A 20,247-nucleotide genomic window follows, 5' to 3' on the forward strand; every position below is an offset into this window, starting at 1 on the left:
GGGCCGCCCCGTCCGGTCACGACCCGGTCAGCACCAGGCCCGGACCCCGCCGGCGCTGAGCGCCAGGTCGCGGCGTACGACGGGGTGGTCGCCGAAGCGTCCGCAGGTCCACGCGAAGTCGGCGTCGCGGTACTCCACCATCAGCACCCGGGGCCCGTAGGTGTCGACGTACCCCTGGCACTCGCGCCATCGCCCGCACTCCTCCGCGATGGCGAAGTCGAAGCCCAGCTGCGGCCCGCGTGCGCCGAGCTCGACCCAGTTCTTCTGCGCGACCGCCAGCCCGGCCGCGTGGGCGTCGCTCACCAGCAGCCGCGCGAACGCTCGCGCGTCCGCGGCGCTCAGCAGCCCGCGGCTGCGCGTGAAGGAGTCGAGGTTGTCGAGCTCGACGGCGTCGTAGCCGTCGGCGGCGCACCCGGCGGTCCAGCCGGCCACGATGCGGGCCAGCCGCTCCCGCTTCGCCGCCGTGCGGATGTCGAGCAGCCACTCCCCCCAGGCGCTGTCGACCACGGGCGAGCCCGCCTTCTTCAGCACGAGGTCCCACCGGGCGCGCCAGAAGCGCCTCTCGTCGGGCTGGGTCTGGAAACCGTTGACGTAGCAGATCGCGTAGGTGCCAGCAGCGGGCGCCTCGCGCCGGTCCCGGACCACGGTCCCCACCCGTGCGGGCGGCTCGGCGGGGCCGCCGAGCTGGTAGTCCCAGTCCAGGTCCGCCGGGGGCAGCGTGCGCACCGCGCCTCGGGCGGCCGCCTCCGGGTCGGCCCCGGCGGCGCCTGCCGGCCCCGAGGCGCCGACCGCGAGCGGCAGCAGCAGGCACGCGGCCAGCAGGACGCGGACGAGGGGAGGCAGGACGGGGCGACGGGTCATCACCCGCCCATCGTCCCCCTCCCCCCGCTCCGTGTCGGGGCTTTCGGTTGTCGCGTCAGACCGGCTGTGGGGTCTTCTCGTGGGCCCCCCCACCGGAGCCGCCGGCCGCGTCGTCCTCCGCGGTCAGCGGCTGGGCGATCGACTCCAGCGACTGGCCCTCGGCCTTGACCCCGAGGAAGGCGGCGACGATGCCGCCGGCGATCATCAGCGCCGCGCCGATGAAGTAGCCGATGGCGATCTGGGTGATGTCCTTGTCGGCCGAGGCCGCCTCGATGAGCCGGCCGAAGAGCAGCGGCCCGGCGATGCCGCCGGCGGCCGTGCCGATGGCGTAGAAGAATGCGATGCACAGGGCGCGCGTCTCCATTGGGAAGACCTCGCTCGCGGTGAGGTACGCCGCGCTGGCGCCGGCCGAGGCGAAGAAGAAGATCACCGCACCGAACAGCGTCAGGGTGGTCGCGCTCAGGTCGCCCAGCACGAGCCCGGCGATCGCGAGCAGGACGCCCGAGACCAGGTAGGTGCCCGAGATCATCGTCACCCGGCCGACGGTGTCGAAGAGCTGGCTGAGCAGCAGCGCGCCGGCGAAGTTGCTGGCGGCGAAGATCGCGAGGTACCACCCGGTCTGGCCGACACCGAGGAAGGTGGTCAGGGTGTCGCCGTAGGTGAAGAAGAAGGCGTTGTAGAGGAACGCCTGGCCCACGAAGAGCGAGAAGCACAGGATGGTGCGGCGCGGGTAGAGCGTGAACACGGTGCGGGCGATCTCCACGAGCGAGATGGTCCGACGCTGCCGGATGGTGATGGTCTCCGAGACGTCCGGCAGGTGGTGGCCCGACTCCGTGCCGACCTTGTGCTCGATGTCCTTCACGATGCGCTCGGCCTCGTCCTCGCGGCCGTGGATGAACAGCCAGCGCGGGCTCTCGGGGACGTTGCGTCGCACCACGAGGATGCCGACGGCCAGGATCGCGCCGAGCCCGAAGGCCAGGCGCCAGCCCCAGGCGGGGTCGACCAGGGTCGGGTCGAGCAGCGGGATGGTCAGCAGCGACCCGCCCGCGGCGCCGATCCAGAAGGAGCCGTTGATCGCGACGTCGACACGGCCGCGGTACTTCGCGGGGATGAGCTCGTCGATCGCGGAGTTGATGGCGGCGTACTCGCCACCGATGCCGGCGCCGGTGAGGAAGCGGGCGGCGAAGTACCACAGCGGCGTCATGGAGAACGCGGTCAGCACGGTGGCGACGGTGTAGATGCCGAGGCTCCACAGGAACAGCTTCTTGCGGCCCAGGCGGTCGGTCAGCTGGCCGAAGAACAGCGCCCCGAGGCAGGCCCCGGCGACGTAGATCGCGCCGGCCAGGCCGATGTCGGAGCTGCTCAGGCCCAGGCCCGTGCCCTCCGGCTTCAACGCCTCCGACATCGAGCCGACGATGGTGACCTCGAGCCCGTCGAGGATCCACACCGTGCCGAGCCCGATGACGACGAGCCAGTGCCACCGCGCCCACGGCAGCCGGTCCATGCGGGCCGGGATGTCGGTGGTGATCCGACCTGTCTCCACACTCATGTGACCGCCCTCCGCTCCGGAGTCGCGCGCGGAGCCGAGTGCAGGGCGGGCGAAGTCCCCGAAGACTTCAGGTGAGAGTGTCCCCCGTCACACCGCGGAGTAATCCCGGAAGCCCTTTTTCGTCTTCCGCCCCAGGTAGCCGGCGGCGACGAGGTGCTCGAGCAGCGGCGCCGGAGCGAAGCCGGGCTCGCGGAACTCCAGGTAGAGCTCGCGCTGGATGGCGAGCGAGACGTCGTTGCCGACCACGTCGAGCAGCGCGAACGGGCCCATCGGCAGCGCGCAGCCGTACTTCATGGCGGTGTCGATGTCGTCGGCCGTGGCGTAGTGGGCCTCGAGCATCTTGATGGCGTCGTTGAGGTAGGGGAACAGCAGGGCGTTGACGATGAACCCGGCGCGGTCGCCGCAGGAGACGGCGTGCTTGCCGACCTTGGCGCACAGCGCCCGGGTCGTCTCGGCGACGTCGTCGCTGGTGGCCACGGTGGAGACGACCTCGACCAGCTTCATGATCGGGGCCGGGTTGAAGAAGTGCATGCCCACCACGTCCTGCGGGCGCGAGGTGACCTTGGCGAGGCTGATGATCGGCAGGCTCGAGGTGGTGGTGGCGAGGATCGCGCCCGGCTTGCAGATCTCGTCGAGGTTCTCGAAGAGCACGGTCTTGACCTGGAGGTCCTCGGCGATGGCCTCGACCACGACGTCGACCTGGGCCAGGTCGTCGAGCGACGTGGCCCCGGTCAGCCGGCCGAGCACGGCGGCCTTGGCCGACTCGTCGAGCTTGCCGCGCTGGATCGCCTTGTCCAGGGAGCGCTCGATGGTGGCGCGGACCCCGTCGACCTTGGCCTGCGAGCGGCCGACGTAGACCACGTCGTACCCCGCCTTGGCGAAGACCTCCACGATGCCGCTGGCCATGGTGCCGGTGCCGACGACGCCCACGGTGGAGACGTCGTGGCGCAGCTGCGGTGCCTCGTCGGCCGACGGGGTGCGCTCGTCGGGGACGACGGCGGAGGAGTCCACGCCGTCGTAGGTGTAGAAGCCGCGACCGGTCTTGCGGCCCAGCAGGCCGGCGGTGACCATCTGCTTGAGGATCGGGGCGGGCGCGTGGAGACGGTCGCGGCCCTGCTTGTACATCGTGTCGAGGATCTCGTACGCCGTGTCGAGGCCGATCAGGTCGAGCAGGGCCAGCGGACCCATGGGGTAGCCGCAGCCGAAGCGCATCGCCGCGTCGATGTCCTCGCGGGAGGCGTAGCGGCCCTCGTACATGGACACGGCGTGGTTGAGGTAGCCGAACAGCAACGCGTTGGCGATGAAGCCCGCCTTGTCGCCGCAGACGACCGGGGTCTTCTCGAGCGACTCCACGAGTGCGGACACGTCGGCGAGCACGTCGGGCTGGGTCACGACGGTGCGGACGACCTCGACGAGCTTCTGGACCGGGGCGGGGTTGAAGAAGTGGACTCCGACCACGCGACCGGGGCGCGCGGTGGCCGTCGAGATCTCGGTGACCGACAGCGACGAGGTGTTGGTGGCGATGATGGCATCGGCGCCGAGGATGCCGTCGAGGGTGGAGATCACGCTGCGCTTGACGGCCAGCTGCTCGACGACGGCCTCGACGACGAACTGGCATCCGGCGAGCGCCTGCAGGTCGGTGCTGAAGGTGATGCGGTCGACCAGCTCGCTCTGCTCGGCCTCGGTCAGCTTGCCGCGGCTCACGGCGCGGGCGGTCGAGTTGGTGACGTGCTGGCGGCCGCGCTCCAGGGTCTCGTCGTCGACCTCGACGCCGACGACCTCGTAGCCGTGGCGGGCGAAGACCTCCGCGATTCCGGCGCCCATGGTGCCGAGGCCCACCACGCCGATGGTGGTGAACTCGCGGGACGGGGCGGTGCTGACCGGGGCGACGGCTTCTGCAGACATGGGCGCATCCTGCCACTCCCCGGGGCCTCCCGAGCCGACCCGTGAGGTACTTCACTGGCCGGTAACTTGTGGCCCGGACGGCCGGGTAGATTGCCGCCTTGTGAGACTCGTCGTCGCTCGGTGCCAGGTGGACTACGCGGGTCGGCTGTCGGCCCACCTGCCGATGGCGACGCGCCTGATCATGGTCAAGAACGACGGGTCGGTGCTCGTCCACAGCGACGGCGGCTCCTACAAGCCGCTGAACTGGATGTCACCGCCGGCCACCCTGCGCGAGGGCACCACCGACGACGGCCAGGTCGAGTGGAGGGTCACGTCCCCCAAGGCCGACGACACGCTGCGGATCCTCATCGAGGAGGTCCTCAGCGACACCCGCCACGACCTCGGCATCGACCCCGGGCTACAGAAGGACGGCGTCGAGAAGCACCTCCAGGCGCTGCTGGCCGAGCACCCCGCGACGCTCTCCGACGGCCTCACGCTCGTACGCCGTGAGTTCCCCACGGCGATCGGCCCGGTCGACCTGATGTGCCGCGACGGCGAGGGGCTGTCGGTCGCGGTCGAGATCAAGCGCCGCGGCGACATCGACGGTGTCGAGCAGCTGACCCGCTACCTCGAGCTGCTCAACCGCGACCCGCTGCTGACCGTCAACGGCGCGGTCCGGGGCGTCTTCGCCGCGCAGGCCATCAAGCCACAGGCGCGCGTGCTGGCCGAGGACCGCGGCATCGCCTGCGTCGTCGTCGACTACGACGCGCTCCGCGGCATCGACGACCCCAGCCACCGGCTCTTCTGACCGACGACCGGCGGCCGCTCTCCGGTCGCTCCGGAGCCGCAGGGCCGGCGGGTCAGGCGTCGGCGAGTGAGTAGTGGCGGGCCTCCTGGCCCTGGGCCCACGCCAGTCCGGCGGTGCCGAGGCCGATGAGGGCGGCACCGGCGGCGCCGTACGGCGGGAAGATGTGCTCCTCCGCGACCCACCAGGCGCCGAGCAGCACCATCGCGGTCCCGGGCAGGGCGACCCAGCCGGTGCGTCGGGCGACCTCGATCGAGGCCGCGCCGACAGCCACCAGCAGGCCCCACTCCCCCACGTCTCCGACCCGGCCGCCGATCTGGAAGATGTAGTCGACCTCGTCCGGGCGCAGCTGACCGGGCCCGAGCCGGTAGGTCACCCAGCCGGCGGTCAGCCCGCTGATGATGTCGAGGGCCGTGTAGCAGACCGCGTAGACGAAGGCACCGGCGTGCAGGACCAGCGCCAGCGGGTCCCGGCGCCCCCACACCAGCACCGACAGCGCGAGGCCCACCAGCGGGAAGACGAACATGCCCGCGAGGTGCATCTGCCACCAGTGGTGGGAGGTCGGGTAGCTCAGCGACCCGGGGTGGGTGGCGCCCACGACCCCCAGGGACAGGCCGGGCAGGGCGAGCAGCACGAGGCGACGGACGTCCATGGGGGCGAACCTACCGACCGGGTCTCAGCCGCAGGTCTCAGCCGCGTCCGACGAGAGACGTCACCTCGGCGGCGCAGCCCCACGAGAGCGTGACGCCGGCCCCGCCGTGTCCGTAGCAGTGGATGACGCGGTTCCCGCGCACCCCGGTGCGCTCCTCGAGGCGCACGCCTGAGCGCGCCGGTCGCAGCCCCACGCGGTGGCGCAGCACCCGCGCGCGCTTCAGCTGCGGCACCAGCGCCGTGGCCCGGGCGAGGACCTCGCGGGCGACGGCCTCGTCCGGCCGGCGGTCCCAGGCCCCCTCGGTGTCGGTGCCGCCGACGACGATGTCGTGCCGGCGCGGCACGACGTACGTCGGTCCCGCACTGTCGAGCCACCACTCCTCGAGCCCGACCTGCTCCACGACCACGACCTGGCCCCGCACCGGCACGACCGAGTCGTCGGACCCGAGCAGCCGGGCACCGAGCCCGCTGGCGTTGACGACCACCTCGGCCTGGTCGGGCAGCGCTGCCAGCGCCATGCGGGTCACGGTGCCGCCGAGGTCCTCGACCCGGTCGTTCAACCAGCCGAGGTAGACCGGCATCTCGGCGACCGGCACCTCCGCCGACCACCCGGCGGCGTACCCCGAGGGCAGGTCGGTGGCGGCCTCGACCGCCGGCAGCGCCGAGGCCCACCACGGCCGCGCCTCCGGTGAGCGGAGCACCTGGGTGCCGCGCCGCATCGTGACGCCGGTCGCCTCGTCGTCGGCCAGCGCGGTGAGGTCGGTGCAGGTCGTGGCGGCCCAGCCGAGCACGCGCTCGAGGGGGTAGGCGCGGTAGGGGTACCAGAGCGCGGCGGCCACCGCGGAGGTCGTCTCCAGCGGCAGGTCCCGCGCCAGCACCGCCACCTCGTGCCCGGCCTCGAGCAGGCGGACGGCGCACGAGAGCCCGACCACACCGGCCCCGACGACGGTCACGCGACTCATGCGCCTCAGTCTTCACCGCCGGGGCCGTGCGCGGACCGCGAACCGTGACCTTTCTCGGTGAAACGCGTTCTGACTGACAGTGCGTCGTGTCACATTGGGACGGCGTCCTCCGGCCTGGGCACTCCCGCCCGAGGTCGGGACCCGGAGAAGAACAGGTGTCCAGATGAGCCGTCCGTCGTCCGTCCGTCCCCCCTCGCGTCGCCCCTCGCGTCGCGCTGCGCGACCGCTCGCGGCCCTGCTGGTGGCGCCGCTCGTGGCGCTGCTGACGGCCGGGCTCGTGAGCGTGACGGCCCCGGCCGCCTCGGCCCACGAGGAGCGGACGTCGACCTTCCCGAAGGGCACCGGCGAGGTGCCGCGCTTCCTCGGCTACGACAACGCCCGCAGCCGCGTGGTCTGCCGGCCCGAGACCCGGGCGCTCGTCGCGGACATGCGCGCCGGCGCCGTGAAGGACCGCAACCAGCGGATGCTGCGACGCTGCGAGTTCGGCTCCATCCAGGACGCGATCAACACGATCTCGGCCCGCAACACCTCGATCTACGTGCTCCCGGGCACCTACCGCGAGACGAAGTACGCCGGCGACGAGCGGTCGGACTACTGCTCCAACCTCGAGACGGAGTCCAACGACCCGCTCGACGAGGTCGACTACATCGGCTCGGTGCCCGACCCCGAGGGCGAGGAGGGCGAGGACTCCGACCCGATCGCGCTGTCCTACTCCGACCAGCGCCGCTGCGCCCACAACCTCAACCTGATCGCGCTCTTCGGCGACGAGACGCCGCGCAACGACTCGATCGCCTGCGACAGCCGCTTCTGCGGGACGCAGATCGTCGGCACCGGCCAGCGCCGCACCGACGTGCTGATCGACAACCGCTTCAGCAAGCTCAACGCGCTGCGCGCGGACCGCATGAGCGGGCTCTACCTGTCGAACTTCGCGGTGCAGCAGGCCGAGTTCAACGCCGTCTACGTGATGGAGAGCGACGGGTTCGTGATCGACCGCCTGCTCACCCGCGGCAACGACGAGTACGGCATCCTCGCCTTCGCCTCCGACCACGGCGTCATCAAGCACTCCGAGGCCTACTACAACGGCGACTCGGGCATCTACCCGGGCTCGGCCTCGGACGTGAACGGCGAGAACGACCGCTTCCGTCCGAAGCGCTACTCGATCGAGATCTTCGGCAACCGCAGCCACCACAACACGCTCGGCTACTCCGGCACCGCGGGGAACTCGGTCTACTCCCACCACAACCGCTTCTACAAGAACGCGACCGGCATCTCGACCGACTCGCTCTTCCCCGGCCACCCCGGGCTGCCGCAGGACCACGCCCGCTGGAGCCGCAACAAGATCTACTCCAACAACGTCAACTACTTCACGAAGTACGTCGACACCGGGGTCTGCGCCAAGCCGATGCCGGAGCGCGGCTACCTCCAGGGCACCGTCTGCCCGGTCGTGCCGGTCCCCGTCGGCACCGGCGTGCTGATCGCCGGCGGCAACTTCAACTCCACCGACAACAACGAGATCTACGACAACTGGCGCTACGGGACGATGCAGTTCTGGGTGCCCGCCCCGCTGCGCGACGAGTTCGACCCGGCGAAGCTCTACGACACCTCGCACGGCAACCGCACCTTCGGCAACGAGATGGGCTTCGGGCCGCGCGGGCAGAAGCTCTACAACGGCATGGACCACTGGTGGGACGACGAGGGCCAGGGCAACTGCTGGGTGAACAACACCTCCTCGCGCGGCGAGCCGACCGACAACTTCCTCGTCGACCCGGGCCCGTGCGCCGAGGGTGGCTCCTTCAACTCCCCCGGCACCGCCGCGGTCAAGGACGCCGGCTTCCTCTCGTGCTCGCAGTACGACCGCAACGACCCGACGCTGCGTCACCCGCCGGAGTGCAACTGGTTCGACAGCCCGCCCAAGCCCACGGCGACCTCCGGGGACCCGTTCCCGATCGTGCCGGGCTCCGGCGAGATCGCCCCGCGCTCCTCGACGGTCGGCGGCCCCGACGTCGGCTGGGCGACCAGCCTGCTGGCGCTCGGCGCGCTGCTCGCCGTCGGCGCGGCGTCCCGCGCTCGGCGTACGGCGCGAGGCTGAGGTGCGCCGGGCCCTGACGGTCGCCGGCACCGTCACGCTCGCCACCGTCGCGGCCACCGGCGTGGCCGTGGCCACCGCCACCCCCGAGCTGGAGGCCACCGGACCGACCTCGGTCGCCGGCACCACCGGGACGGCCGTGTTCACGCTCGGCGACCGCACGATCCGGCAGGTCCGGTACGCCGACGGCGGCACCTTGGCCTACACGTTCACCGTGGAGAACGACGGCTGGCTGCCGCTGACGGTGACGGGCCTGCGGGCACCGGACCCCCAGCCGCGGCTGTTCGAGCTGAAGCGGGTGGTGGGCGCCGACGGCGACGCAACGATCGCCCTTCCGGCCCGCGGGTCGGCCGAGGTGACCGTGGAGATGCTCATGCGCGGCTGCGAGACCCTCTCGGCGCGCGCGGGCAGCATCGTCGACGAGGTCGAGCTCGAGCTCGAGAGCGCCGGGCTCCCCCGCGACACCGTCACGGTCGACCTGCCCGAGGAGGTCCGCGCCGGGTCACCGCGCGAGGCCGGCTGCGCCGACGCCACGGCCAGCTCGCGTCCCCCGGGCTGACAGCGGTCTCACTGCCCATGGCGGACTGGCACTCCCCATGGTGAGGACACCGTGGGGAGTGCTGGTCTCCCTGCATACCGTGGGAAACCAGCAGCCTCAGGCGAGGCCGCGGGCCGTGCGGATCTCGGCGACGATGCCGGCCATGATCTCGGTGAGGCCGAAGTCCTTGGGCGTGAAGACCGCGGCGACGCCCAGCTCCTTGAGGCGCGCTGCGTCCGAGGTCGGGATGATGCCGCCGAGCACGACCGGGACGTCGTCGAGGCCCTCGGCCCGGAGACCGTCGAGCACCGCCGGCACGAGCTCCATGTGCGAGCCGGAGAGGATCGAGAGCCCCACGCAGTGGACGTCCTCGGCCACCGCGGCCGCGACGATCTCGGCCGGGGTCAGCCGGATGCCCTGGTAGATCACCTCGAAGCCGGCGTCGCGGGCGCGCACCGCCACCTGCTCGGCGCCGTTGGAGTGCCCGTCGAGACCGGGCTTGCCGACCAGCAGCCGCAGCCGACCGCCCAGCTCCTCGCCCGTGGCCCGGACCGTCTCGCGGACCTCCGTGAGCGCCTCGCCGGGCTCGGCCACACCGACGGCGCCGGAGACGCCGGTGGGGGCGCGGTACTCGCCGAAGACCTCGCGCAGCGTGCCGGCCCACTCGCCGGTCGTCACGCCGGCGCGGGCCGCGGCCAGGGTGGCGTCCATGAGGTTGACCCCCGACTTGGCGTCGGCGGCCAGCCGCGCGAGCGAATTGTCGACCTCGCCCTGGTCGCGCTTCGCACGCCACTCCTCCAGGCCGCGCAGCGCGGCCCGCTCGGCCTCCGGGTCCGCGACCTGGATGGCGGTGTCGAGGTCCGCGGTCAGCGGGGACTCCTCGGTGGTCTGGAACTTGTTGACGCCGACCACGACCTCGTCGCCGGACTCGATGCGGCCGCGACGAGCGGCGTGGGAGGACACCAGCGCCTGCTTCATGTAGCCGGTCTCGACGGCCGCGACCGCGCCGCCCATCGCCTGCACCCGGTCGATCTCGGCGCGGGCGCTGGCGACGAGGTCGGCGACCTTGGCCTCGACCACGTGCGAGCCGTCGAAGAGGTCGGCGTGCTCGAGCAGGTCGGACTCGAAGGCCAGCACCTGCTGCAGCCGCAGCGACCACTGCTGGTCCCAGGGCCGCGGCAGGCCGAGCGCCTCGTTCCACGCCGGCAGCTGGACCGCACGGGCGCGGGCGTTCTTCGACAGCGTGACGCCCAGCATCTCCAGGACGATGCGCTGCACGTTGTTCTCGGGCTGGGCCTCGGTCAGGCCGAGCGAGTTGACCTGCACGCCGTACCGGAAGCGGCGCATCTTCTCGTCGGTGACGCCGTAGCGCTCCCGGGTGATCTCGTCCCACAGCTCGACGAAGGCGCGCATCTTGCACATCTCCTCGACGAACCGCACCCCGGCGTTGACGAAGAACGACATCCGGCCCACGACCTTGGCCATGTCGTCGGCCTCGACCTGGCCCGAGTCACGCACGGAGTCGAGCACCGAGATGGCCGTGCACAGGGCGAAGGCCAGCTCCTGCGTCGGCGTCGCCCCGGCCTCCTGCAGGTGGTAGCTGCAGATGTTGATCGGGTTCCACTTCGGGATGTGGTTGACGGTGTAGGCGATGGTGTCGGTGGTCAGGCGCAGCGAGTGCTCGGGCGGGAACACGTAGGTGCCCCGGGAGAGGTACTCCTTGATGATGTCGTTCTGCGTCGTGCCGGCCAGCTGGGCGTGCACCTCGCGCGGGTCGACGCCGGGGTTCTGCTCCTCGGCGACCACCTGATACAGCGCCAGCAGCCACATCGCGGTGGCGTTGATCGTCATCGAGGTGTTCATGCCGGTCAGCGGGATGTCGGCGAACAGCTGCCGCATGTCGCCCAGGTGCGGGACGGGGACGCCGACCTTGCCGACCTCGCCCTTGGCCAGGACCGAGTCGGGGTCGTAGCCGGTCTGCGTCGGGAGATCGAACGCGACCGACAGGCCGGTCTGCCCCTTGGCGAGGTTGCGGCGGTAGAGCGCGTTGGACTCCGACGCCGAGCTGTGCCCGGCGTAGGTCCGCATCACCCAGGGGCGGTCGCGCTCGGGGCGCACCTCACCGGTGCCCGGGGCCGTCTCCGCGGCGGTCTCGGCGGCGGGTGCGGCCGGGGGAACCTGGTCCTGCTGCTGGGTCATAGCGGCACCCTAGTGCCGGGTTACGCCCCGGTAACCGGGTTGTGAGGTGATCCACTGGGGCCCATCTCACACCGGGGAGCGAGCCCAGCGCCGACTCAGAGCCGACTCACTCGGAGGCGGCGCGCTCGAGCCGGAACAGCCGGCGCCACCCGCGGTAGGCGACCACCCGGCGCAACGCGGGCGAGCAGCCCACGAGGACGACCTGGCCGCCCGCGCGACGCACCTTGAGCGCGGCCGCGGCCAGCAGGTTGAGAGCGGTGACGTCGATCGACTCGACGTGCGTCACGTCGACGCGCACGTCCTCGTCGGGATGCCGCTCGATGTGGTCGTAGAGCGCTTCGCGCACCTCGGCCGAGCTGCGTCCGTCCAGGCGCCCCGTCAGCTCGATCGCCCCGTCGTTGTCCACGAGTTCCATGTGTCCCGTCCCTGCGGTCCGCCCACGCCGCCGCCAGCGTGGCTCACTCACTATGACGCACGCCACGTCGAAAACGTTGCACGCCGAGGTCGACGTTTTGCGGTCGTGACCTCGGGTAGGAGGAGGGCATGACCGAGTCGAACACACATTCGAAGTCCCCGTCCGCTGACCAGTCCACCGACGAGCCCACCCAGCATCCCACCGAGCAGCCCACCGGCCAGTCCGACCAGCCGGACGTCCTCGGCGCCGGCGCCGCCTCCCCCGGCACCACCGAGAAGGACCCGGAGAGCTGGGTCACCGGCGACGAGCCGATGACCGGCGCCCAGCGCAGCTACCTCGACACCCTGGCGCGCGAGGCCGGCGAGACCCTCCAGGGCGACCTCACCAAGGCCGAGGCGTCCGAGCACATCGACCGCCTGCAGGAGGCCACCGGCCGCGGCGCCTAGGTCGCAGCGGTACGACGCGGCGCGGCTCAGCGGTCGTAGTCGGGCAGCTCCACCCGCTCGACGTCGACCCCGAGCCGTTGCAGCGTCTCCACGAACCCGGGGTAGCCCCGGTCGATGTGGAACGAGTCGGCCACCGTCGTGCGTCCGCTGGCCGCCAGCCCCGCGAGCACGAGCGCCGCGCCGGCCCGGATGTCGTGGGCGACCACCTCCGCGCCCGACAGCAGGGGCCGACCTCGGACCACGGCGTGGTGGCCGTCGGTGCGCACGTCGGCGCCGAGCCGCGCCAGCTCCTGGGCGAACATGAAGCGCGCCTCGAAGACGTTCTCGGTGATCATCGCGGTGCCGTCGCTGACGGCCGCGAGGGCCATCGCGAACGGCTGCAGGTCGGTGGGGAACCCGGGGTAGGGCAGCGTCACGACGTCGAAGGCGTCGAGGCGCCGCTCGGCGGAGACCACGAACCCGTCGGGCCGCACCTGGACCTCCGCGCCCGCGCTGACGAGCTTGTCCAGCACGATGTCGAGGTGGCCCGCGACGCCGCCCTCGACGACGAGCTCGCCGCCGGCCATCGCGGTGGCGAACGCCCAGGTGCCCGTGACGATGCGGTCGGTGACGGTGGCGTGGGCGACCGGGTGGAGCCGGTCGACGCCGTCCACGACGAGGGTCGAGCTGCCGATGCCCTCGATGCGGGCGCCCATCTCGACCAGCATCGTGCACAGGTCCACGATCTCCGGCTCGCGGGCGACGTTGTCGACGACGGTCGTGCCGTGGGCGAGGGTCGCGGCCATCACGAGGTTCTCAGTGGCGCCGACGCTGGGGAAGTCCAGCCACAGCGGCGTCCCGACGAGACGGTCGACGACCGACGCGACGACGTACCCGTGCTCGATGCCGACCTCGGCCCCCAGGTCGCTCAGGCCACGCAGGTGCATGTCCAGGCCGCGGGATCCGATGTTGTCGCCCCCCGGCAGTGAGACCTCGGCCCGCCCGCAGCGCGCGAGCAGCGGCCCGAGCACGCTGATGGACGCGCGCAGGCGCCGCACCAGGTGGTACGGCGCGTGGTGGCCCAGCGTCTCCGGCACGTCGATGTCGACCCGCTCGGCGTCGAGGTCCAGACTCACCGTGCAGCCCAGCTCCTCCAGCAGCCGCGCCATGACGGCGACGTCGAGGATGTCCGGCAGGTTGGTGATCGTGGTGGTGCCGGGCGCGAGCAGCGCCGCAGCCATGAGCTTGAGCGCGCTGTTCTTCGCCCCGCCCACCCGCACCGTGCCGTGCAGCGGGGAGCGGTCCTCACCGCTGGTGACGACGAAGGCCTCCATCAGGACACCGCCTGCGCGTGGGGAGCCGCAGCCGCCAGCTGCTGCAGCCAGGCCGCCGTCTCGCGGGGCCGGCGCAGCCGCCGCACCGGCGGCAGGTCCGGGTCGGCCTCCCAGGCGGCGATGCGCGCCCGCTTGCTGGCGAAGGACCGGAAGTGCCACGCGACGATCGACTCGGACGAGAACGACTGCGCCAGCGTCTCGGTGTTGCCGTTGCAGATCGGGCGGCGGTCGACGACCCGCGCCACCGTGCGTCGCAGCAGCCGGGCCAACGACACCGCGCGCGGGTAGTCGAGGGCGACGACGAGGTCCGCGCGAGCCAGGGCGAGGTCCGACCAGACTCCCCAGGCCGAGTCGAGGACCCAGCCGTCGCGGGCGCAGACGACTGCCATCCGGCGCCGCTGCTCGTCGGGCAGCACCTGCACCCACCCCGGCAGCCAGCAGAGGTCGTCGACGGCGACGTGCTCGAGGCCCCGGAGCGCGGCGACCCGCGCGGCCAGCACCGACTTGCCCGACCCGGTGACGCCGTACACGAGGATGCGCTGCGCCCGGCCGTCCACCGCTGGGTCCTGGGTCGCACGCATCCGGCGAGGATACCGAGGTCGGAGGCCGGCACCGTGCGCGCCACCAGCCGTCCGGGCTCCCACCCCTCCCTCTACGCTGGGCCGATGGTCAACCTGACGCGCATCTACACCCGCACCGGTGACGCCGGCACCACACGGCTCGGCGACAACAGCGAGACCACGAAGACCGACCTGCGTCTCGAGGCGTACGCCGACGTCGACGAGCTCAACAGCCACCTCGGCCACGCGCTGGCGACGGGCGGGCTCGACGAGCGCTCGGTGGCGGTCCTCGTGCACGTGCAGAACGATCTCTTCGACGTCGGCGCCGACCTCGCCACCCCGGTGGTCGAGGACCCGGAGTTCCCGCCGCTGCGCGTGCTCCCGGAGTACGTCGAGCGCCTCGAGGCCTGGTGCGACGAGCTGAACGATCCCCTGGAGTCGCTGCGCTCCTTCATCCTCCCCGGGGGCACCCCCGGCGCTGCCCTGCTGCACGTGTGCCGCACGGTGGCCCGTCGCGCCGAGCGGGCCGGCTGGCGGGCCCACGAGGAGCACGGGGCGAGCATGAACGTGGTCGCCCTGACCTACCTGAACCGCCTGAGCGACCTGCTGTTCATCCTGGCCCGGCACGCGAACCGGGAGGTCGGCGACGTCCTGTGGGTGCCGGGCGGCGAGCGCTGACGTCGCCGGTCAGGCCGTCGACGAGCCGGCCAGCGTCTCGCGGATGACCGCGCCGAGCTCCTGGAGCGCCACGCCCTTCTCGACGTAGCGCGACGCGCCGGCGGAGACCACCCGCTCGGCCAGCACGCTGTCCTCGAAGCCGGAGAGCACCACGACCCGCAGGTCGGGGGCCTGCGCCAGCAGCAGGGGCAGCGCCTGGAGGCCGTCCATGCGCGGCATGGCCAGGTCCAGCAGCACCAGGTCGGGCCGCAGCTCGGCGGCGCGGGCCACGGCGTCCTCGCCGTCGGCGGCCTCGCCGACGACCTCGACGCCGGGCAGGGTCGACAGCTGGAGCGAGAGCAGGAACCGGACGTCCTCGGAGTCGTCGACGACCAGCACGCGCGCCGGCGGCGGCCCGTCCGCCGACCGCGCCGTCGGCACCCGCGGTGCGGTGGCGGCCCGGGCCCGGGGCCCGGTCGGGTCGTCGGCACTGTCCGGGTCGGGCGCCCCGTCGATCGTGCTCGCCTGGGAGCGCACGAGGTCGCCCGGACGCAGGTCGGTGCCGTCGAGGGGCTCGAGCAGGTCGGACATGAGCTGGCGTGCTGCGGCCAGGGTGCGCCGGTGCAGCCCGGTCGCGGTCTCGGTCTCGCCGGCCTCCAGGGCGTAGAGACCCGCACTCAGGCCCTGCACGACGTTGTCGTTGATCTCGAGCGCGGAGCGGCGACGCACCTGGGCCTCGCGCAGGTGCGCGGCCAGGGCCTCGCCCTCCAGCCGCTCACGCGACTCCCGCAGGAACAGCGCCTCCAGCCCGCGCCCCTGCGTGCCGTGCTCCTCCAGCGGAGCGCAGCGCACGTCGAGCTCGAGCGTCCGCCCGTCGAGGCCCGTCGCCGGCACCGCGAGGCCGTCGCCCGTCGATCCCGGGAGGATCTCCGTCAGCAGGCGCCCGACCGGGTCGCCACCGAGCAGGGCGGCCGCGCGACCGTTGGCCTGCACCACCACCCGGTCGGGTCCGCAGACCACGATGGCGTCCGGGGCCGCCTCGGCGAGCTCCTGGAACAGCACGCGGCTGCGCTCCCGCTCGTCCTCGGCCCGCACCCGCTCGGTGATGTCGATGCAGGTGCCGCGGAAGCGCACCGGGGTGCCGTCGTCGTCCTGGAGCACCTGGCCGTTGGAGGCCAGGTAGCGCAGCTCCCCGTCGGCCCGCACGATGCGCTCCACCATCTGGTAGGGCTCACCGGTCTCGTAGGCGCGCCGGTGCACCTCCGTCACCAGCTCGCGGTCCTCGGGGTGGATGAACGACAGGAAGCGCTCGTAGGAGGCGTTGAAGGACTGCGGCTCGTGGCCGTAGATCCGGAACAGCTGGTCCGACCACTCGTTGGTGTCGCTGGCCACGTGCCAGTCGTAGTCACCCATGCCGGCCAGCTGCTGGGCGTTGTCGACGCGGGCCTGGAGGTCGTGGAGCCGCTCGTGCTCGTCGCGGGCCTCCAGCGTGCGCAGCACGAGCGCCTGGGCCACGTCGTACGTCGGGTGCGGGCTCTCGTGGCCCGCGCACCAGGCGAGCACGAGGTGGCCCAGCAGGCCCGGCAGCGGCTGGCACACGACCGCGACGACCCCGGCCCCGGCCCACGCCGGCGGCACCGCGATGCCGGCCGCGGCCTCACCGCGGTGCCGGTGGCCGTCGAGGGCGGAGGCGGGGAGCTCGCTGAGCCCGTGGCTGCTCGCCACGGCCGTGCCACCCGCGCGCGGCTCGAGGACCCATCCCCCGGCGGCACCGGCGAGACGGCACAGGTGGGGCACCACCGTGTCCAGCAGCTCGCGGGCGGTGGCTGCCTCCTCGCACACCCGAGCGACGGTGACGAGCTCGCTCTCCTGCGGGCTGCACCCGAGGTTCTCCACGGCCATGACTCCTCCCGGGACGCCGCCGATGGCCGGAGGGCACACCGAGGTGGACGTCCCCCAGACGTCGACGACGCTACGCCGCGCGGACCCGTGGCGGCAGGCCCAGAAGACCTAGACCGGGCGGGGACTCTGGCCCGGAGGTGCGGCCTCCAGCCAGGACAGGAAGCCGGTCACGGCCGACTCCGCCATGGCGAGCTCGATCAGTCCCTGAGCCCGACGGCACGAGACGATGACGTGCCCCGCGTAGAGCGCGGAGGCCTCGGAGGCTTCCGGCGGCCGCTGCCCGAGGTACTCCACCTCGGCGCGCACCACGACGTCCATGGGCCGCGGCACGACCGAGAAGATGCGGAAGAACTGCAGCGTGTCCTCGGCGTAGCGGCCCACGCCCAGCACCCACCCCCGCCCGGGCCGGAGCTCGCCGGCGCGCAGGCTGAGGTCGAAGGTGCCGCCGGCGCGTGAGATCCACCGTCGCCGGACGACGAGCGCGACGGCGTACAGCGCGACCAGCAGCAGGACGCCGCCCAGCACGTCCACCAGCCACTGCCACCACGGCATGAACGGGGCCCTCTCCCGGCCTGGTCAGACCGAGTCGCGCGCGGTCAGGACTTCGAGGACTCCGCGGCGCGGATCCTGGCCTCGGCCCACGCCCGGGCGGCCTTCTCGGCCGCCTCGTCGTCGTTCTCGCCGGCCCCGTGCGCGCGGTCGAGGTCGCCGCGCGCCTTCTCGAGGTCGATCTCGTGCGACATCTCGGCGTGCTCGGCCAGGATCGAGATCCGGTTGGCCGCCACCGACAGGAAGCCCGCGTCGACGGCCGCGATCCAGGTCTCCCCGTCGCCGGTGGTCACGTCGACGATGCCGTCGACCATGAGCGAGAGCATCGGGGCGTGGTTCGGCAGGATGCCGACGTCACCCTCGGTGGTGCGGGCGACGACCATTCTGGCCTCGCCCGACCACACGAGGCGGTCGGCCGAGACCAGCTCGACCTGCATGGTGGTCTCGCTCATGAGCGGCTCTTGCCGCCGGTCTGCTCCTGGATCTCCGACCACTTCTTCTCGACGTCGTCGAGACCGCCGCACATGAAGAAGGCCTGCTCGGCCACGTGGTCGTACTCACCGTCGCAGATCTTGTTGAACGCCTCGATGGTGTCCTTGACCGGGACCGTCGAGCCCTCGAGGCCGGTGAACTGCTTGGCCACGTAGGTGTTCTGCGACAGGAAGCGCTGGATGCGACGCGCCCGGTGGACGGTGATCTTGTCCTCCTCGGAGAGCTCGTCGACACCGAGGATCGCGATGATGTCCTGCAGCTCCTTGTTGCGCTGGAGGATCTGCTTCACGCGGATCGCGGCGTCGTAGTGCTCGCGCCCGATGTACTGCGGGTCGAGGATCCGCGACGTCGAGGTCAGCGGGTCCACCGCGGGGTAGATGCCGAGCGAGGCGATCTCACGGGAGAGCTCGGTGGTCGCGTCCAGGTGGGCGAACGTGGTCGCCGGGGCCGGGTCGGTGTAGTCGTCGGCGGGGACGTAGATCGCCTGCATCGAGGTGATCGAGTGGCCGCGGGTCGAGGTGATCCGCTCCTGCAGGACGCCCATCTCGTCGGCCAGCGTGGGCTGGTAGCCCACCGCGCTCGGCATGCGGCCCAGCAGCGTGGAGACCTCGGAGCCGGCCTGGGTGAAGCGGAAGATGTTGTCGACGAAGAGCAGCACGTCCTGCTCCTTCACGTCGCGGAAGTACTCCGCCATCGTGAGCGCGGAGAGCGCGACGCGCAGGCGGGTGCCCGGCGGCTCGTCCATCTGGCCGAAGACGAGGGCCACCTTGTCGAAGACGTCGGCCTCCTGCATCTCCTGGATGAGGTCGTTGCCCTCACGGGTCCGCTCCCCCACCCCGGCGAAGACCGACACACCGTCGTGGTCCTTCGCGACGCGGGCGATCATCTCCTGGATGAGCACGGTCTTGCCGACGCCGGCGCCGCCGAACAGGCCGATCTTGCCGCCCTGCACGTAGGGGGTCAGCAGGTCGATGACCTTGATGCCGGTCTCGAACATCGTGGTGCGGGCCTCGAGCTGGTCGAAGGCCGGCGCCTTGCGGTGGATGGCCCACCGCTCGTCGACCTCGAGCTTCTCGCCCTCGGCGAGGTTCATGCAGTCGCCGGTCACGTTGAACACGCGACCGAGGGTGACGTCACCCACGGGGACCGAGATCGGGCCGCCGCTGTCGGTCACCTCGGCGCCGCGCACCATGCCGTCGGTGGGCTTCATCGAGATCGAGCGCACCATGCCGTCGCCGATGTGCTGGGCGACCTCGAGGACGATCCGCTGGGTCTCGTCGCCCAGCGTCACCTCCACGCTGAGGGCGTTGTAGATCTCGGGCATCGCGTCGATGGGGAACTCGACGTCGACGACCGGGCCGATCACGCGTGCGATACGGCCCACGGCGCCCCCGGTGCGGTCGGTGGCCTCGTCGCTGATGGTGGCTGTCATCTCTCTCACTTCTCCGTCGTTCGGGGGAACATCTGTGATCATTCCTTGCCGGCGTTGGCGTCGGCCAGGGCGTTCACGCCGCCGACGATCTCGCTGATCTCCTGCGTGATGCCCGCCTGGCGGGCCTGGTTGGCGATCCGCTTGTACTTCTTGATGAGCTCCTCGGCGTTGTCCGTCGCCGACTTCATCGCGCGCTGCCGGGCGGCCAGCTCGGAGGCGGCCGCCTGGAGGAGCGCGAAGTAGATCCGCGACTGGACGTACTTCGGGAGCAGGCCGTCGAGCACCTCCGAGGGGCTGGGCTCGAACTCGTAGAGCGGCAGCGCCTCCTCGGCGTCGGGCTTGGACTCGCCCTCGACGATCTCCAGGGGCAGCAGGCGCACGGCCGTCGGCTCCTGGGTGAGCATGGAGCGGAAGCGCGTGTAGACCACGTGCACCTCGTCCACGCCGGTGTCCTCGGTCAGGAACTCGCCGATCAGCTCGTCCCCGATCGCCTTGGCGACGTCGTAGGTCGGCTGGTCGGAGTGACCGGTCCAGGACTCCGCGATGTCACGGTCGCGGAACTTGTAGTAGGCCACGCCCTTGCGTCCGGAGACGTAGATCGCGGCGTCCTTGCCCTCGCCCTTGAGCTTCTCGACGAGACGCTCGGCCTCCTTGAGCACGCTCGAGGAGTAGGCACCGGCCAGGCCTCGGTCGCTGGTCACGACCAGCACGGCGGCCCGGTTGGAGTCGGTGGTCTCCTGCGTCAGCGGGTGGTCGACGTTGGAGTACGTCGCCACCGCCGACACCGCCCGCGTGAGCTCACGGGCGTAGGGAGCGGCTGCCTGGGCCCGCTGCTGCGCCTTGATGATGCGCGACGCAGCAATGAGCTCCATCGCCCGCGTGATCTTCTTGGTCGACTCGACCGACTTGATCCGGGCGCGGTACTCGCGCAGCGATACGGCCATGC

General features: G+C 71.9%; 19 protein-coding genes. 5 read left to right on the plus strand and 14 right to left on the minus strand.

Annotated features, from left to right (window positions below; all coding sequences use genetic code 11):
- Positions 1-27: 27 nt before the first annotated feature.
- The 3 genes from G7072_RS12725 to G7072_RS12735 form a co-directional block, all read right to left on the minus strand.
- Positions 28-861, minus strand: a complete 834-nt coding sequence (locus G7072_RS12725; RefSeq protein ID WP_166086919.1) for an endo alpha-1,4 polygalactosaminidase — start codon at positions 859-861, stop codon at positions 28-30.
- A 55-nt stretch (positions 862-916) separates the two neighbouring features.
- Positions 917-2,410 carry an MFS transporter gene (locus tag G7072_RS12730; protein ID WP_166086921.1) on the minus strand — a complete coding sequence of 498 codons (1,494 nt, stop codon included), beginning with the start codon at positions 2,408-2,410 and terminating at the stop codon, positions 917-919.
- Positions 2,411-2,497: 87 nt separating this feature from the next.
- Positions 2,498-4,315 (minus strand): 3-hydroxybutyryl-CoA dehydrogenase, encoded by a 1,818-nt coding sequence (locus G7072_RS12735; protein ID WP_166086923.1) that lies wholly within the window; start codon positions 4,313-4,315, stop codon positions 2,498-2,500.
- Between the two features lie 100 nt (positions 4,316-4,415).
- Between G7072_RS12735 and nucS the strand changes: the two genes are divergently transcribed.
- Complete coding sequence (nucS, locus tag G7072_RS12740) at positions 4,416-5,102, plus strand: endonuclease NucS (protein WP_206063104.1); 687 nt, start codon at positions 4,416-4,418, stop codon at positions 5,100-5,102.
- A 52-nt stretch (positions 5,103-5,154) separates the two neighbouring features.
- On the opposite strand, the gene G7072_RS12745 is transcribed toward nucS, so the two are convergent.
- Both G7072_RS12745 and G7072_RS12750 read right to left on the minus strand, forming a co-directional pair.
- Positions 5,155-5,751, minus strand: a complete 597-nt coding sequence (locus G7072_RS12745; RefSeq protein WP_166086927.1) for a hypothetical protein — start codon at positions 5,749-5,751, stop codon at positions 5,155-5,157.
- Between the two features lie 37 nt (positions 5,752-5,788).
- Positions 5,789-6,712 (minus strand): FAD-dependent oxidoreductase, encoded by a 924-nt coding sequence (locus G7072_RS12750; RefSeq protein ID WP_166086929.1) that lies wholly within the window; start codon positions 6,710-6,712, stop codon positions 5,789-5,791.
- 163 nt (positions 6,713-6,875) lie between these two features.
- On the opposite strand from G7072_RS12750, the gene G7072_RS12755 reads away from it, so the two are divergent.
- Both G7072_RS12755 and G7072_RS12760 read left to right on the plus strand, forming a co-directional pair.
- Positions 6,876-8,801, plus strand: coding sequence for a right-handed parallel beta-helix repeat-containing protein (locus G7072_RS12755; RefSeq protein ID WP_166086931.1), 1,926 nt, complete (start codon positions 6,876-6,878; stop codon positions 8,799-8,801).
- A 1-nt stretch (position 8,802) separates the two neighbouring features.
- Entirely contained in the window at positions 8,803-9,357 is a 555-nt protein-coding gene (locus tag G7072_RS12760; RefSeq protein WP_166086933.1) for a hypothetical protein, read from the plus strand.
- Between the two features lie 96 nt (positions 9,358-9,453).
- Here the strand turns inward: G7072_RS12760 and G7072_RS12765 are convergent, their stop codons facing one another.
- Both G7072_RS12765 and G7072_RS12770 read right to left on the minus strand, forming a co-directional pair.
- On the minus strand, positions 9,454-11,535 hold the full coding sequence (locus G7072_RS12765) for a protein meaA (RefSeq protein ID WP_166086935.1): 2,082 nt from the start codon (positions 11,533-11,535) through the stop codon (positions 9,454-9,456).
- Between the two features lie 106 nt (positions 11,536-11,641).
- Positions 11,642-11,950, minus strand: a complete 309-nt coding sequence (locus G7072_RS12770; protein ID WP_166086937.1) for an STAS domain-containing protein — start codon at positions 11,948-11,950, stop codon at positions 11,642-11,644.
- A gap of 128 nt (positions 11,951-12,078) precedes the next feature.
- Between G7072_RS12770 and G7072_RS12775 the strand changes: the two genes are divergently transcribed.
- Positions 12,079-12,396: a DUF3072 domain-containing protein gene (locus tag G7072_RS12775; RefSeq protein ID WP_166086939.1), complete on the plus strand. Its 318-nt coding sequence runs from the start codon at positions 12,079-12,081 to the stop codon at positions 12,394-12,396.
- Positions 12,397-12,422: 26 nt separating this feature from the next.
- Here the strand turns inward: G7072_RS12775 and murA are convergent, their stop codons facing one another.
- Positions 12,423-13,709, minus strand: coding sequence for a UDP-N-acetylglucosamine 1-carboxyvinyltransferase (murA, locus tag G7072_RS12780; protein ID WP_166086941.1), 1,287 nt, complete (start codon positions 13,707-13,709; stop codon positions 12,423-12,425).
- Positions 13,709-14,290, minus strand: a complete 582-nt coding sequence (locus tag G7072_RS12785) for an adenylate kinase (RefSeq protein ID WP_166086943.1) — start codon at positions 14,288-14,290, stop codon at positions 13,709-13,711. The genes murA and G7072_RS12785 overlap by 1 nt, the downstream gene beginning before the upstream one ends.
- A gap of 84 nt (positions 14,291-14,374) precedes the next feature.
- Between G7072_RS12785 and G7072_RS12790 the strand changes: the two genes are divergently transcribed.
- Complete coding sequence (locus G7072_RS12790; protein ID WP_166086944.1) at positions 14,375-14,947, plus strand: cob(I)yrinic acid a,c-diamide adenosyltransferase; 573 nt, start codon at positions 14,375-14,377, stop codon at positions 14,945-14,947.
- Positions 14,948-14,956: 9 nt separating this feature from the next.
- Here G7072_RS12790 and G7072_RS12795 read toward each other — a convergent pair whose 3' ends face one another.
- The 5 genes from G7072_RS12795 to G7072_RS12815 all read right to left on the minus strand — a co-directional run bounded on the left by G7072_RS12795 (position 14,957) and on the right by G7072_RS12815 (position 20,245).
- Positions 14,957-16,822, minus strand: coding sequence for a response regulator (locus G7072_RS12795; RefSeq protein ID WP_166086947.1), 1,866 nt, complete (start codon positions 16,820-16,822; stop codon positions 14,957-14,959).
- Between the two features lie 114 nt (positions 16,823-16,936).
- Positions 16,937-17,380: a DUF2550 domain-containing protein gene (locus tag G7072_RS12800; protein WP_166086949.1), complete on the minus strand. Its 444-nt coding sequence runs from the start codon at positions 17,378-17,380 to the stop codon at positions 16,937-16,939.
- Between the two features lie 44 nt (positions 17,381-17,424).
- Positions 17,425-17,829 (minus strand): F0F1 ATP synthase subunit epsilon, encoded by a 405-nt coding sequence (locus tag G7072_RS12805; RefSeq protein ID WP_166086951.1) that lies wholly within the window; start codon positions 17,827-17,829, stop codon positions 17,425-17,427.
- Positions 17,826-19,310, minus strand: coding sequence for a F0F1 ATP synthase subunit beta (atpD, locus tag G7072_RS12810; RefSeq protein WP_240916931.1), 1,485 nt, complete (start codon positions 19,308-19,310; stop codon positions 17,826-17,828). The genes G7072_RS12805 and atpD overlap by 4 nt, the downstream gene beginning before the upstream one ends.
- A 29-nt stretch (positions 19,311-19,339) precedes the next feature.
- Positions 19,340-20,245: a F0F1 ATP synthase subunit gamma gene (locus G7072_RS12815; protein WP_166086955.1), complete on the minus strand. Its 906-nt coding sequence runs from the start codon at positions 20,243-20,245 to the stop codon at positions 19,340-19,342.
- Positions 20,246-20,247: the final 2 nt, after the last annotated feature.

It is taken from the genome of Nocardioides sp. HDW12B, assembly GCF_011299595.1.
Taxonomy (GTDB): domain Bacteria; phylum Actinomycetota; class Actinomycetes; order Propionibacteriales; family Nocardioidaceae; genus Marmoricola_A.

What these genes read in the sequence shown, in the direction of transcription:
- G7072_RS12735 (WP_166086923.1), bottom strand. Translation starts at nt 4,315, where the DNA reads ATGTCTGCAGAAGCCGTCGCCCCGGTCAGCACCGCCCCGTCCCGCGAG.
- G7072_RS12755 (WP_166086931.1), top strand. Translation starts at nt 6,876, where the DNA reads ATGAGCCGTCCGTCGTCCGTCCGTCCCCCCTCGCGTCGCCCCTCGCGT.
- G7072_RS12770 (WP_166086937.1), bottom strand. Translation starts at nt 11,950, where the DNA reads ATGGAACTCGTGGACAACGACGGGGCGATCGAGCTGACGGGGCGCCTG.
- G7072_RS12745 (WP_166086927.1), bottom strand. Translation starts at nt 5,751, where the DNA reads ATGGACGTCCGTCGCCTCGTGCTGCTCGCCCTGCCCGGCCTGTCCCTG.
- G7072_RS12725 (WP_166086919.1), bottom strand. Translation starts at nt 861, where the DNA reads ATGACCCGTCGCCCCGTCCTGCCTCCCCTCGTCCGCGTCCTGCTGGCC.
- G7072_RS12730 (WP_166086921.1), bottom strand. Translation starts at nt 2,410, where the DNA reads ATGAGTGTGGAGACAGGTCGGATCACCACCGACATCCCGGCCCGCATG.
- murA (WP_166086941.1), bottom strand. Translation starts at nt 13,709, where the DNA reads ATGGAGGCCTTCGTCGTCACCAGCGGTGAGGACCGCTCCCCGCTGCAC.
- G7072_RS12800 (WP_166086949.1), bottom strand. Translation starts at nt 17,380, where the DNA reads ATGCCGTGGTGGCAGTGGCTGGTGGACGTGCTGGGCGGCGTCCTGCTG.
- G7072_RS12775 (WP_166086939.1), top strand. Translation starts at nt 12,079, where the DNA reads ATGACCGAGTCGAACACACATTCGAAGTCCCCGTCCGCTGACCAGTCC.
- G7072_RS12785 (WP_166086943.1), bottom strand. Translation starts at nt 14,290, where the DNA reads ATGCGTGCGACCCAGGACCCAGCGGTGGACGGCCGGGCGCAGCGCATC.
- G7072_RS12750 (WP_166086929.1), bottom strand. Translation starts at nt 6,712, where the DNA reads ATGAGTCGCGTGACCGTCGTCGGGGCCGGTGTGGTCGGGCTCTCGTGC.
- G7072_RS12815 (WP_166086955.1), bottom strand. Translation starts at nt 20,245, where the DNA reads ATGGCCGTATCGCTGCGCGAGTACCGCGCCCGGATCAAGTCGGTCGAG.
- G7072_RS12790 (WP_166086944.1), top strand. Translation starts at nt 14,375, where the DNA reads ATGGTCAACCTGACGCGCATCTACACCCGCACCGGTGACGCCGGCACC.
- G7072_RS12805 (WP_166086951.1), bottom strand. Translation starts at nt 17,829, where the DNA reads ATGAGCGAGACCACCATGCAGGTCGAGCTGGTCTCGGCCGACCGCCTC.
- G7072_RS12765 (WP_166086935.1), bottom strand. Translation starts at nt 11,535, where the DNA reads ATGACCCAGCAGCAGGACCAGGTTCCCCCGGCCGCACCCGCCGCCGAG.